Raw genomic sequence first — 14,089 nt, 5'->3', positions numbered from 1 at the left:
TAATAGTGATATAGCTTTATAGAATCATTAAAATAACAACAGAACCCAGCGATTACGCTGCTAGGCTTTGTTCTGTTAAATCATTATCAATCGGTAGCGTTAAGGTAAAAGTAGTGCCAACGCCTTCGGTCGAGACGGCTTTAATGTCGCCATTATGCTGCTCCATAATCTGCTGACTGATGGCCATACCAAGACCCGTACCTTCGCCTGCGCCTTTAGTAGTAAAGAACGGCTCGAATATTTGACCAAGCACTTCTGCGCTCATGCCTTTACCGTTGTCAATAACATCGATATAGACATTGCTGTCATCGGCACGGGTACGCACTTCGATTTTGCCATCCGGTTTTTCTCCCATGGCTTGCGAGGCGTTATTGAGTAAGTTCACCAAGACCTGATTAATCTGTGACGGTGAGCATTTAATCTCAGGCGTCGGAGCAAAATCAGTAATAATTTCTTGATGTCTGATAGAGTTACCAGCGATTTTCAATGACGCTTCGATACATTCGCGCACATCGATTGTTTTCACTTTTGACTCATCAAGACGAGCAAAGTTACGAAGATTAAGCACCATCTCGGTGATTTGCTCGACGCCAAATAGCGAGTCTTTAATCAGCTCTTTTAACTCAGCTGACAAATCATCTTCTTGGATTTCATCCGAAGCACGGACAATATTTGCCAATAACTTATCAATTTTGCCATCAGAAGCCGCGTTAGTTTTAACGCCTTTTAATCCTTGTACCAGTTCAATTAGCTCTTCGTATTGTTCAGTCAACTGTCCGATAATTTCAAGATTATTTTGCACATAAGATAAGGGCGTATTTACTTCATGAGCAACACCCGCAACCATTTGACCCAAAGTCGCCATTTTTTCTGAACGAATCAATTGCAGCTGTGAGTTTTTCAGCTCTTTTAGCGTATCTTGCAGCTCAGCGGTACGTTCTTCGACTTTAATTTCTAGCTGCTGATTGATATTGGCAAGCTTACCTTCGTTAGATTGGATTCGGTCGAGCAGATCATTAATAGAGCCGTTTACCAGTCCAATCTCGTTACGCCCTTCAGCAAATTTAACGTCGCTCAGCTTATTGTATTGCTTATCGTTAATCAGGTTTTCCGCTTGCGAGATTTTGTCAGTGGTTTCTTTTAGCGGTTTAAAGGCTAAGAAAGTCAGCATAAAGTAAATCACACCAGCTGTGATTAATAGTGCCAAGGCAATCCAGTTAATCAAGTTTTCACTGAGATTATCGGCGATGGCGTTAATTTCAGCATCAGGCTGGACAACGATAAGTTTCCAATAGGTTTCAGGAATCTCAAACACGTACGCTTGACTGCCGTTATAGAAGTTGTCTTTAGTCAGCTCAAAGCTCTGCAATAAGCGACTATCCATGGCATTTTGCTTGTTTTCACTATTATTTAGGTAAGCGGCGTAGTTGACCAAATAATAACCTTTAGAATCACCTGTTTCTGCTTTATCAATCGTGTTCAATACCTGCTGAACTTGCGGCGATACGCTAGCAGCAACGCGCTCGATAGTCTCGTTACGCTGAGCTTCCAAGAAGTTTAATACCGGATTCCAAGCAGGGTCAGAGTTGATAACTTGTTTGATATCAAGCGGCGTACCGGTTTTTTCATCAATATAGCTTAAGCGTTCAGGGTTAGACGAGGCGATAACTTTATCACTGTTATCCAGCAATAGAATATAACCTGAGCCCGAGCTTTCGCTTAACTTCACGATGTTTTCTTGTAGCTGGTTTAGGGTAAAGTTAACGGTACTGGCACCCCAGAACTGATTGTCACGCTCGATTGCAACACCGCAGCTCATTGCCAGCTCGCCTTTGGTTTGGCTGGCGCGGACATGGTTCCAGATACAGCTTTCAGGTTTTAGCAATTTTAAAACGCTAAACCAATCTTCTTGATAATAAGGACTGGTAGGGTTTGGGTCGCTGAGTACCGCTTGATAATCGCCATTTTGACGCACCATCAAAAACGGATGGGTTGCAGTATTGGCACCAAGTGCGCCTTTTTCAGGCCAAATGCCGCCACTACCTAATAAGTTATAATCACGCTTATCAAAGGCATTGGCGGTACTGACTTGTAAAATCGCTTCTTGTGGTGGCAGCGTTTGCGCGCTTTGTTGTAATAGTAAGGCACTACGCATGACGCGATTGATATCGGCTGAAATACTATTAACGGCAGTATTACCACGCTCAGCGACTAGTTTTGCTGACTCAAGGCGAATTTTATCATGACCTTCTTTCTCAACGACATAAACAACGACTGCAAGTACGACCGCAAACGCAATGAACAAAATGGTGGTAACTTGGGTACTGACTTGATTAAAAAAGCCAACTTTTTTGGAGGCACTCATGATGGGATTTGTCCTTGGATGATAAGAAGCACAAAGAATATTATTAAAGGGATTAATGGGGCGTGACCCTCAAAATTATCGTTAATCTTATAAAATATAATTATGTGTGGTTTTATAAGCGATAACTAAATGGACTATAATCAGCACTACTATCTCTATAGCGTTTAGACAGCATCTATAACGACTATGAATCTATAAAAGTGGGGATTAGATACAATTAATGATTAGATACAGATAATAGGTACTCGGTAAACTTAGAAAAAGCAGACAGTCATTTCAATATTGCTCAGCTAAATAAATACTGTAGATATTTAGTCAGAGGTATTTAGTAGAATTAAGCGAATAAAGAAATAACTTATTGCATTTTTTAACAATACAGCAACAATTATATGATGGCAATATTTTTTGTTTACTTGTGAGTCGTTATCTTATTGTTTTATAAGACCAACTTATGCTTAGCGTTAGGACAATCTTGGCAAAATCTGCTCTTGAAAAGTCAACTTAGCGCACTCATCTAGTCGCTAACGTTATATAATGGTCTGTTTTATCAATCGACCTAGCTTTTAAGTTGGGCGTTGCTGATATCTCCAATGACCAGCAGCTTATTAATGAGTTCGAGCTATTAAGCCAGTAATGCTAGCTTGGCCAGTAAACATAGCTTGCCTCATTAACTATCTATTTTCTTATCATCTGAGTACAAAAGACATCGCCTTATGACTATCTCTATCGCTTCATTGCACAGCACCGAATTCGCCGTTGGTCAACGTTATTTATCTGATACGGAGTCTGAGCTTGGCTTGGGGGTGGTCATCGATGTCGATGACCGCTGTGTGCATATCCTATTTCCACAAAGTGAAGAGACCCGCGTTTATGCAAAAAACTCTGCGCCGTTATCACGCGTGGTGTTCAAAGAAGGCGATAGCATTTCTGACCAAGCCGGTAAAACCTATACCGTAACCGCGGTCGAAGAAGTGATGGGCGTGCTCAAATACAGTGTCGATGAGCACGAGCGCGGCATTATGGAAACCCGTTTGGCGGCCAATATCACGCTTGCTAAGCCGCTTGAACGTCTGCTTGCTGGTCGTATTGAGCGCGGTGATTGGTACGAGCTGCGCCAAGATATCCTACGTATGCAGTCGGCGCTTGCGGGTCATCCACTTAAAGGCTTGATGGGCGCGCGCGTCGATATTATTGAGCATCAGCTTTATATCGCTCATGAAGTTGGCAAACGTATCGCACCACGCGTGTTGCTTGCTGACGAAGTCGGTTTGGGTAAAACCATTGAAGCGGGTCTGATTATTCATCAGCAGCTATTAACAGGTAAAGCTGAGCGCGTATTAATCCTTGTGCCAGACAGTCTGCAATATCAGTGGATGATTGAGCTGCGCCGCCGTTTTAATTTGAATTTTGCCTTGTTTGATTTGGTACGTACGGCAGCTATTAAAGAACACGACCCTGAACAAAACGTCTTTGCTACTGAGCAATGTATTATTGCTGGTATGGATTTATTGCTCGACCATCCTGACTTATATGACCAAGCGATGGAAGCAGGTTTTGATTTATTGGTCGTCGATGAAGCGCATCATCTGCATTGGGATGAGGCGCAAGGCGGCAATGATAAATATGACTTAATCGCTGACTTTGCCGAAGAAACGCCGGGCGTGATGCTATTAACCGCCACGCCTGAACAGCTTGGTGCGCAAAGTCACTTTGCCCGCCTGCGTTTATTAGACCCGGACCGCTTTGATGACTTGGATGAATTTATCGATGGTCAAGAAGCCTTTGCCGAAACCGCAGCGGTTGCAAGCGTCTTGATTGAAGATAAGCCATTAAGCGACGGTCAAATTGCGGCTTTAAGTAGCTTACTTACTATCAGTATCGATGAATTAGCAAACATTAATGAAGATGAAAAATTAAGAACCTATGCGCTCAACGAACTCCTTGACCGTCATGGTACGGGGCGTATTTTATTCCGTAATACCCGTGAGAGTGTCAAAGGTTTTCATGGACGTAGCAGTCAGCCGTATCCATTACCGCTACCTGAAGCATGGGTCGATAGCTATCAAACCAATGGTAAATTGCGTGAGCAGCTATGGGGCGAAGAAAACCAACCTGATGGTAGCTGGCTAGAAGATGACCCGCGTGTGCCTTGGCTAATTGATATCCTAAAGGGTGAGCTCAAGCATAAAAAAGTGCTGCTGATTGCCCGTAGTGGTGCGACAGTTGAAAGTTTAGAGGCGGTATTACGTCTACATGCTGGTATTAAGACCGCCATCTTTACTGAACAGATGACCCTGCTTGAACGTGACCAAGCAGCGGCGTTCTTCGCTGATAGTGAAGGCGCGCAGATATTATTGTGCTCAGAGATTGGCTCGGAAGGTCGTAATTTTCAGTTTGCAAGTCAGCTGATATTGTGGGATTTACCGGCCAATCCAGATACTTTAGAGCAGCGTATCGGCCGCCTAGACCGTATCGGTCAAACCCAGCAAATCATGCTGCACGTGCCTTATGTACAAGGTACGGCGCAAGAGCGTTTGTATCAGTGGTATAACGACGCGCTAAATATGTTTAATCAGATTTCACCGACCGCGCAAAGCGTGCAAGAGCAGTATATCCAAGAATTAAAGCCGATGCTTGAAGGTGCGGATAACGACGCTAATCGTACGACATTGCAAGATATCATTGATGCGGCGCTACAAACGCGTTTGGATCTTGAGGCGCAGTTGCAAGCCGGTCGCGATCGTCTTTTAGAGTACAACTCGTGCCGTCCACGCGTTGCAGGGCGTATCGCTGATGCCATGCGTGAATTCGATGGGCATAATCTATTGCCGCAATTTATCGAGCGCTTTTTTGCTTCCGCTAATATTGACCACAATATCCAGCGCGATGGTTCGTGGGTGATTGCACCAATTGATAGCACCGAGATTAGCGATTATATCGACGGTCTGCCACTTGGTGATGAAGATGGTATGACTTTGACCTTTGAACGTGAACAAGCGCTGCAGCGTGAAGATATCGAATTTATCACCCATGAGCATCCATTGATGCGCGCAATTTATGAGCTGGCAAGTACCAGCACCTTTGGTAATACCACCGTTGCGATGCTCAAAAGTGCTGCTATGCCACAAGGTATGGTGATGTTAGAGGTGAATTTCCGCGTCGAAGCCATTGCGCCAAGATTGCTCAATTTGCCAGCGACGTTGACCACACAAAACATTCGTGTCTTTATCAGTGAGCAGGGCAGCGATTTATCCGCACGTATCAGCGCTGATATGATTATGCCACATATCGAGCGTTTGGACAAAAACCGCGCCCGCCAAGTGATTAAAGTTCGGGGCGATGTGATTGAGCAGCGTTATTATGAAGCCGAAGACATTGCCCGTCAGCAGCTAGCAGAGATTGGCGAACAGGCGAGCGCCCGCTTTAGCCAGCAGTGGTCACGTGAAATCAAACGCCTAAAGCATCTGCAAACGATTAATCCTAACGTCCGCCCAGAAGAGATTGAGCGCTTAGAGCAATTAAAAGCCCAAGGTGAGCAAGCATTGGGTAATCTGTCTTTAGTACCAGACTCTATCCGTGTGCTGGTGGCGGTGAAACCATAGTTTTAAGAAATCTAAATAGAACGAGGTATAAGCAAATATCTCGTTCTTTTGTTTATCATGACTATCCTAGGTAGTTATTTGATACATAGTTATTTTATAAATAGTTATTTGATGCTTAGCGTTCAGCGGCGACCGCTTAGTCAAAGCTGTTAATATTCATTAAGATGATTGGCTTTTCGCCTTATAATGAGTTATTAACAATCTTTTTATTGGTTGTTTATTGCTTATCCTAAGCGTTATCTTGTAGGTTCCTGCAAGCCATTTCATATTATTTTAAATTAAAATGCTGTATTGGCTTAACCTATATCGTGTTGATAGGCTTTAGCATTAAGCGTTATTGATAAAAATAAGGAAACGTACCGTCATGTCTGATTATCCGCAACTGATAGATGAGCTGTTGGCTACCGTCGCGCTTATTGAAGTCAGCCCTGATATTTTTGAAGGTAAAAGCCACGATTATGTTGGTAGTCGTATTTTTGGTGGGCAAGTGCTCGCCCAAGCGATTATGGCCGCTTCGCATACACTAGATAAAGACAAACCCTGTCATTCACTGCACGGGTATTTTTTGCGCGGTGGTGATATCAATCAGCCGGTTATTTATAAAGTGCGCCGTTTACGTGATGGTCGAAGTTTGTCTGCGCGTGAAGTAACAGCGATTCAGTATAAAGAAGTGCGCGGTAAAGCGCCTGTCGAGCAAGTGATATTTTCGATGATTGCCTCGTTCTCACCGATGGAAGAGGGGTTAGAATATCAAGAAGATATGCCCGTTTATCCGCCGCCAGAGGATTTGCTTGCCGAGCAAGATTTAAAAGAAGAGTATGTTGGTAAAGTCCCAGACGCCCTGAAAGCGCGCTTTATGCGTCATCGTCATGTCGAGATTAAGCCGATCAAACCACGTGATCCGATTCATCCAGAACCGATGAAGCCCAAGCAAGCAAACTGGCTGCGTATTCGTGAGCTTGGCAAGCAGCCAGTGGCCATTCAGCAAGCATTATTGGCGTTTTCGTCTGATTTCTACTTGGTAGGTACGGGGCTGATGTCACACGGTGTTAGCTTTATGACCAGTGGCTTGCAAGCGGCCAGTATCGACCATTCGATGCATTTTCATCGTGAGTTTGACTTAAATAATTGGCTGCTATATGACATGTGGAGCGATACCACTTCTAACGCCAAAGGCCTAAACCACGGTCAGTTTTGGCAAGATGGTCGATTGGTAGCGACGGTACAGCAAGAAGGTTTGATGCGGTTGCGGGTACCGAAGTCTTAAGCTTTTCAGTTCTATAATAAAAAAGCTTCGATAATAAAAAAAGCGACTCAGAATATATTTTGAGTCGCTTTTTTTAGGAGTTTTATTTGGTTGCAATAACCTATTATTCTAAAATCTTAACCATCGCTCGTGGCAATCCAAGAGTTGCCTGCGCATCATCAGCATTTAGCCAATTAATATTAATCTGTGCTGCTTGTAAGGCTTCAGATATTTCAGCAGCTTGCTCATTATTTAAAGTTACCGATTGCGGGGTTAAATACCAATGAAAATGGGTTAATGAATGTTTAATAGGCGCGTCATCAATTAGGGTTTTATTAATGGGTGCTGCTGCTAAATTATTCTTATCTAACCACTCATTGATAATCTGCTCGGCCGTAGTAAATTCTGTTTCGTATACTTTTTCATTACTAGCCACTTCTAATTTCGTATCATCTTTATTTTGTGATTCTTCAGCACTCGTCTTACTACTACCTTTACCCTCAATTTTCTTTATAAATTCTAATGGCAAACTCCATAGTCCGCCCCAAATACCATTATCAGGACGTTGTAGCCATAAGGTATTGCTATCTACATCTTTAATCAATAAGGCATTGCTAAACTTGCTTGGTTTGGGCTGCTTTTTTGCTTTGACTGGATAATTGGTTTCGCGACCCTGCGCATGGGCAATACAATCATCTTGAAGCGGACATAATAGGCAAGCAGGTTTGCTACGGGTGCATAAAGTCGCGCCCATATCCATCATTGCTTGTGCAAATAGTCCTGAATTTTCCCTAGGAGTTAAACGCTCCGCTAATGCCCACAGCTCTTTAGTCGTGGCTGACTTAGTAATATCACCATCGATTGCCGCCCAGCGGGTGAGGACACGTTTGACATTACCGTCACAGATGACACCATAACGATGTAGCCCCATCGCCATAATCGCCCCAGCAGTCGATGGGCCAACGCCAGAGATGGCTTCCCAACCTGCTAGTGTCTGCGGGAAGTCGCCCGTCTCATCGATTACTGCAACCAATTGTTTCGCGCCTTTATGTAAATTACGCGCCCGCGCATAATAGCCAAGCCCCGCCCAATGCTCTGCCACCATATCCCATTCTGCTGCGGCTAAATCTTGCACAGTCGGAAAGGATTCCATAAAACGGGCAAAGTAGGGTAACACAGTGGTCACTTGCGTTTGCTGTAGCATGACTTCGGATAGCCAAACAATATAGGGATTGGGTGTGTCAGTTTGATGCTGTTGCCAAGGTAAATCGTGGCGACCGTTTTCAGCGAACCAGTCAAGGAGGCGGGGGGCGAAGGAGTCGAGGTTGGTATCGGTATGGATAAAACTAATAGCTGTCATAGGCAATGGGCGAGCAATTCAAAAGTATGAATGTTATATGAGGATTATGTATTGGGATTAAAGGCGTTAGCGATAGATACTATCTAAAGTTTGACCCGCTTGATTTTTCCATATTTTCCAACCATTACTTGAAGAGCCAAGAACAAAGTCAGATCCACCACTTGGTGTTTTGCACAATAAATTTTCTATTAGCTCATAGAGTTCGCTGTCATATTCAATTAATTCATTTGCTGACAACATTTCCTTTCTTTTATTGATTGCCCAACTGCTTGCTGATGCAGTTGTTCTCTTATTTATTAGTGAACCTGATAACACTACAAAACCATCATCATCATAATAACCTTTAGCAGAGGTACCGTGGGTTTTACAATAAAAAAGTGTGGGCTCCAATTGAGTGGAAGATATTTGAGTAAGATTTGTCCCAATACAGATAGTGTTTTTTGTATCTATAATAGGTGAGATCTCATTACTATTAGCACTTTTGTTGTTGATACTAAGTGACTCAAAAATAGGCTGTCCTAAGGTTGATAATAAAACATCAAGCGTATAAAACAGCTCCTCACAGTCGGCTTTTAATGGGTCGGGTGTATGAGGACGATTGCCAGTATTGCCATTCTTTATCTCATAACGTCCAACTTCAATAGCAGTGGCAATAGCTTTATGTTCCATATATAGAGCGTGCGTTTGGGTCATAGAGTTGTTGGTCGAGAGCATGACGAAAGCGCGCGTCCAGAAATCCTTTTCATGGTGCTGGTTCAGTCTTCTTTTTAAGTCACCAGTTTGTCCAATATATAGCAGCGGCTTGTCAATACTGTCGGTGTCACCAATCAAAAAGTATAAACCAACTTGATTGGCTTCTGGCATGGCAAAAAAATCATCAATATGAATGCGCGGGATTTCAATCAGTCTTACTGTACGCGTAGTCATCTCAGCCAAACGAAGCCCGCGAGGATTGCCTTTTGGCAGATATATTTGAATGGTTTTAGCTGATGGTATTAATGGATTCATAGTAGTCCGTATTTTTTATGAGATTTATTTACGATTCTTCCGCGTTTTCAAACGACGCAAACGCTTTTCTTCTTCTTTAGCGATTCTTTTCTCTTCAGCAGCGATGCGTTGTTCGGCGACGACGAGCTCTTCAGCTTCAGTCATTGCTGGCGTTTCTAACGTAATGCGCCCAATTTTAGCGCTACGTAATTCATTCACGAGAATCTCAGACATCCGGTAAGTATCGACTTTATTGCCCGCGCGCACACAGCCGCGATTACGTCCCGCCACTTCAAAAAACTCCCAATCAGTCTTGGGTAGCTCATCAATTTTATAGCGGGTTTTTAGCAGCTCAGGATAGGCTTGCATGAGATACTCAGCGGTATAACTGGCCACGTCAGCGAAGTCAAAAGCCGTATCCCGAATACCGCCAGTCGCTGCTAGACGATATCCAGAGTTTTCGTTTTCAACTTTTGGCCATAGCATGCCGGGCGTGTCATAGAGCATGATGTCATCGTCAAGCTTAATTAGCTGCTGCGACTTGGTCACAGCTGGCTCATCGCCTGTTCTAGCAACCGCGCGTCCAGCTAGGGTATTAATTAAGGTCGATTTACCGACGTTTGGAATACCCATAATCATAGCTTTGATTTGACGACCTGTACCGACTTTATTGGGTACCATTTTTTTACATAGCGCAATGATACGCTTTACATCGTCGGCTTTATTATCGTCGCAAGCGATGGCTTTAACACCATCTTGTTGCTCAAGATATTCCATCCACGCTTTGGTCAATTCAGGATCGGCGAGGTCAGCTTTATTTAAAATTTTGATGACCGGTTTTTCGCCGCGTAATGCCGCGACCATGGGATTTTCGCTACTATAAGGAATACGCGCGTCAATCACTTCAATGACGACGTCCATCTGCGGCATAATTTCTTTGATTTCGTTACGGGCTTTGTTCATATGCCCAGGGAACCACTGAATACTTGCTCTCTTATCCATCTGCTTTTATAACCTTTTATAAAAAATGCTAAAAGTAAGACGATCGTCATTTACTTTTTAATGGCGTCCAGTTTACTACATAAGCAAAGTAATGACGCTAAAAAGTAATGATGCTAAAAGTGCTCACGTTAACATTTCATTTAATGCTCAGAGCAGACTATCATTCAGACTCGTCTGCTAAATCCTCGCGTGCTGGCGGTAATGGTGCTAAATAACCAATGACTAAGATTAAGCTACCCGCGCCAAGGAAAGAAATTACTCGCCAAATTGCCTCGGTTTGCGATAAATCAACCAAGACCAATTTTAAAACCACAATACCCAATAAGCCAATACCCATAAACCATAGCGTACGCTGCCCATAGCGGCTAGCAATAATAGTGGCCACCAAAGCAATAAGCGTCCATAAAATGGTCAGTCCCGTCTGTACTTGCTCGCTATTCCAAGCGCCTCCTGTAACGTCGTATAAACCCCCAATCCATAACGGCGTGCCGATAAAAGCATGCAGCGTCCTGACCAGCATACTAGAGCCTATCCAAAGGCCAATCAGCGCTAAGACAATTAATAGCATATCGTTTTTAGGAATCGCGTTTAATAGGTTTCTCGATTGCATCCCATGTGGCTGACGGAGCAAATAAACGCCCAAGCCGTAAAACACCACCAACCATAACGTCACATCATATAAGTTAAATAAGGGAAAATAGGGCAGTCCCCAAATCACGCCATCGTAAGTAAAGTTGGTAAAAATAGCCCAGCCTAAAGTCATAGGTACAAAGATTTTGGCACTGTCCAACAGTGCCTGATGCAAATCAAACCAATAAGGCGTAAGCGCTGACGAAGGAGTTTTTGGTTCTGTATTATCGTCTTTAAAGTTTTGAAGTTGGATATGTCGATAAGTTACATATAATCCTATTAGCATAAAGGCAATCGGAACTAAAATAGTCATGACGCCTTTTGAATCGGGCAAGCCATAATGCATGGCTTCTGCCAACAGGATAATTCCCGCCCCAAGCCAGCTCGCGCTATCAAAACTTTTTAATTCCGCTTCTTTATGCCATGTTCTTAACCACAATTGCCCAACCGCCAACCAGCCTATGAATAGCGTGATAAATATCGGCCAATGAAAGGTTGTCCATTGATAATCAAATTCATATTTTTGCGGCAGCTGTAGTACGACCATGGCATAAAATAGCAGCAATAACCCATGGCTAAACTGCCTAATCTCGCGCCACGAATGATAGTGCGTAATTGCCTGATAAATGACAAGGCTGGTTAACAGCGCCAACCCTAGTAGTGCTGTTGTTGCTAATTGCCAGCTTACAAACCATTGGTCAAAATCGATGACCAATACATACAGCAACCAGCCTATTGCAGTAAAGGTTAAAAAGCGTATCAAAATTGGACTGCGCCAAACGATGCTAAATACTTTGCCTTGGCTATTGATTGAAGTCAGCCATTGATGCGCGGCTTGGATGCTGATACCTAATGCACTGGCGTATGAAGCTATCGAATCTAGCGTGGTAACTTGCTCTTGAGAATACTTCAAATGACTATTTAAGTCGTCATCCACGCTACCATTTAATATAGTGGGCGAGTTGCTGGCGCGTAAAATAAACATCGTCGCTAGATAGCTGAGAGCCGAAATCGTCAATGCTAGCGTTGGATAATCTTTGATAGTAAAAACCACGTTTATCATCAGCATCGCGATACTAAGTAGCTGTAATAACAACCCAAATAGTACTGACCATGCACGTAGTGAGCGCCGTCCAAACCACACTAACGCCAGCCCTTGTACCGACCAGCCAAAGGCAATCCATTCTGCATCAAGTGCGAGCGGAATAACCAAGGCTAAAAAGCCAAACCCTAATGCGAGCATGCCTTCAGTAATTAATGCATAACACTGACTACGCTGTACAAATACCCAGCCGATACCCAAATACATCACTGCTAAAACAGCACTGGTAATGGTTAAAGCGTTAGGAATAGGGTCTAAAAGAGCTGCAAATAAACCAAAGGCTAATATTGGTACTGAAAACAGTAAACCGGTATCAATGGGAAATACATAGCTATCATTTCCTAGATGAATCTTATCCATGTGGTTGACGTTGTTTGCACTATTAAAAGTATCTGCAATATCTGTATGGGCGAAATCTGCTTCATTGAGAATGTTATAAGCGATAATTTGTTGTGCGTAGCGAATAACGACAAAGAGATATAGCAGTACATGCAGCGAGATCAACAATACCAGTGACCAGCGCTGCGCCTCAATAACAGCGCTTAAGTTTTCAGTCGCCCCCCAATAGTATGCCAGTCCAAAAGTAACCATTACGCCGAGCAGATTGAGCATTTTCCAAGTACGGTAATGCGCAATGACGGCAATCGTTACGTTCAATAATAGATAATAGCTAAATAATGTCACTAAATTACCGATATCGCTGTTGGTCAATATTGGCGCAAAAAATCCGCCAGAAAGCGCCAACAATGCCAATGGTAAAGCGTTTTGGCGTACGGCTAAGCCGATGGTGATGGCTGACAAGATGCCAAGTCCAATAAAGCTCGGCATACTTGCCAGCACTTGATAGACGCTATAGGCGAAAAAGGTCGTTAAGTAAGCAATCGCTAAGCCTGCGCCTTGCAGAGTGATGCCATAAGCAAAACGGTTTTTTGCTAATTTTAATCCTAGCGCTGCGAGCCCTAAGCCAATGATGCCGATGCTCATAAGCTTGACGGTGATTGGAATTTCGATATAGTCGCTTAAGAGACGTAGCAATAACACCACACCTACAAGTAATACTAGCACCCCAACGCGCACCACTAAGTTGCCACCAAAAAACCAATTTTTCATAGAGTGAATAACGGAGGTGACGATAGGCAAGGAGCGTTCGTCCGGCTCTATGGTTGCGGTGGTATTTTGTGGAACTTTAGATTGTGGCGGTGAGGGCGATTGTAGTGACTTTGATAATATCGGCAGCTCTGGAGGTGTCGTTTCGAAATGCTGATTTTTTGTAGATTCGACATTAGGGATAAAAGTAGTTTCAGAAATATCAACAGCGGAGGTAGCCAGTTCTTCTACTGATTGTGTTAATGAATTTACTGATTCAGACCGGCTCTCTTGAGTAGGAATTATATACGCAGAGTGCAAGGGTTGTGGTGTATTCACGCTATCTTTATGGAGCTCAAGCTCAGTTTGTAGCTCCGTCATATCGTGACGCAGCTGCTCAATTTGCCGATTAATCTTGGTATATAGCACCACAACCACGATTAATAAAACAATAAAAGCCAGCCAACCTAACGGGCTCATTAATAGATATAGCATCCTCGTCACTCAATCCACTTGATAATGAAGTGATAATGACGCGATTTAATCATAAGTACAAGATATGTCATTAACATAAAATCGATAACGAAAATAAAAAGGGCAGCTTAATAGATAAGTGAACTGACCCCCAAATGTTGGACGGTTTAGTTTATAACAAGGACTGAGTTCTGTATTGCACAGGACTCAGTCCTTTTAATTTAAGTTGAATACG

The 14,089-nt window shown here is 43.3% G+C and carries 8 protein-coding genes; 2 read left to right on the top strand and 6 right to left on the bottom strand.

The window, feature by feature from the left end; genetic code table 11:
- Positions 1–52 precede the first annotated feature (52 nt).
- On the bottom strand, positions 53–2,365 hold the full coding sequence (locus tag FHS24_RS09830) for a sensor histidine kinase (RefSeq protein ID WP_183620981.1): 2,313 nt from the start codon (positions 2,363–2,365) through the stop codon (positions 53–55).
- Between the two features lie 713 nt (positions 2,366–3,078).
- Between FHS24_RS09830 and rapA the strand changes: the two genes are divergently transcribed.
- Together rapA and FHS24_RS09820 are read left to right on the top strand one after the other, a co-directional pair.
- Positions 3,079–5,967: an RNA polymerase-associated protein RapA gene (rapA, locus tag FHS24_RS09825; protein WP_183620980.1), complete on the top strand. Its 2,889-nt coding sequence runs from the start codon at positions 3,079–3,081 to the stop codon at positions 5,965–5,967.
- 364 nt (positions 5,968–6,331) lie between these two features.
- Entirely contained in the window at positions 6,332–7,234 is a 903-nt protein-coding gene (locus FHS24_RS09820) for an acyl-CoA thioesterase (protein ID WP_183620979.1), read from the top strand.
- Positions 7,235–7,337: 103 nt separating this feature from the next.
- Here FHS24_RS09820 and mutY read toward each other — a convergent pair whose 3' ends face one another.
- From mutY to FHS24_RS12645, 5 genes are all read right to left on the bottom strand, one after another.
- Positions 7,338–8,573, bottom strand: a complete 1,236-nt coding sequence (mutY, locus tag FHS24_RS09815) for an A/G-specific adenine glycosylase (protein ID WP_183620978.1) — start codon at positions 8,571–8,573, stop codon at positions 7,338–7,340.
- A 66-nt stretch (positions 8,574–8,639) separates the two neighbouring features.
- On the bottom strand, positions 8,640–9,581 hold the full coding sequence (locus FHS24_RS09810) for a GIY-YIG nuclease family protein (RefSeq protein WP_183620977.1): 942 nt from the start codon (positions 9,579–9,581) through the stop codon (positions 8,640–8,642).
- Between the two features lie 24 nt (positions 9,582–9,605).
- On the bottom strand, positions 9,606–10,562 hold the full coding sequence (gene ylqF, locus FHS24_RS09805) for a ribosome biogenesis GTPase YlqF (protein ID WP_183620976.1): 957 nt from the start codon (positions 10,560–10,562) through the stop codon (positions 9,606–9,608).
- A gap of 160 nt (positions 10,563–10,722) precedes the next feature.
- Complete coding sequence (locus FHS24_RS09800; RefSeq protein WP_227671789.1) at positions 10,723–13,860, bottom strand: DUF2339 domain-containing protein; 3,138 nt, start codon at positions 13,858–13,860, stop codon at positions 10,723–10,725.
- 166 nt (positions 13,861–14,026) lie between these two features.
- Positions 14,027–14,089, bottom strand: a 63-nt coding sequence (locus tag FHS24_RS12645; RefSeq protein WP_221185040.1) for an IS3 family transposase, incomplete at its 5' end; no start/stop codon positions are given.

Origin of the sequence: Psychrobacter luti, from assembly GCF_014192115.1 — a bacterium.
Lineage (GTDB): Bacteria > Pseudomonadota > Gammaproteobacteria > Pseudomonadales > Moraxellaceae > Psychrobacter > Psychrobacter luti.
The sequence above is the reverse complement of the archived record's forward strand: the minus strand, read 5'-3'. Positions and strand labels throughout refer to the sequence as shown.

Bases quoted from the DNA above. Each gene is read 5' to 3' on its own strand.
- FHS24_RS09830 (WP_183620981.1), bottom strand. From the start codon at position 2,365: ATGAGTGCCTCCAAAAAAGTTGGCTTTTTTAATCAAGTCAGTACCCAA.
- rapA (WP_183620980.1), top strand. From the start codon at position 3,079: ATGACTATCTCTATCGCTTCATTGCACAGCACCGAATTCGCCGTTGGT.
- FHS24_RS09820 (WP_183620979.1), top strand. From the start codon at position 6,332: ATGTCTGATTATCCGCAACTGATAGATGAGCTGTTGGCTACCGTCGCG.
- mutY (WP_183620978.1), bottom strand. From the start codon at position 8,573: ATGACAGCTATTAGTTTTATCCATACCGATACCAACCTCGACTCCTTC.
- FHS24_RS09810 (WP_183620977.1), bottom strand. From the start codon at position 9,581: ATGAATCCATTAATACCATCAGCTAAAACCATTCAAATATATCTGCCA.
- ylqF (WP_183620976.1), bottom strand. From the start codon at position 10,562: ATGGATAAGAGAGCAAGTATTCAGTGGTTCCCTGGGCATATGAACAAA.
- FHS24_RS09800 (WP_227671789.1), bottom strand. From the start codon at position 13,860: ATGAGCCCGTTAGGTTGGCTGGCTTTTATTGTTTTATTAATCGTGGTT.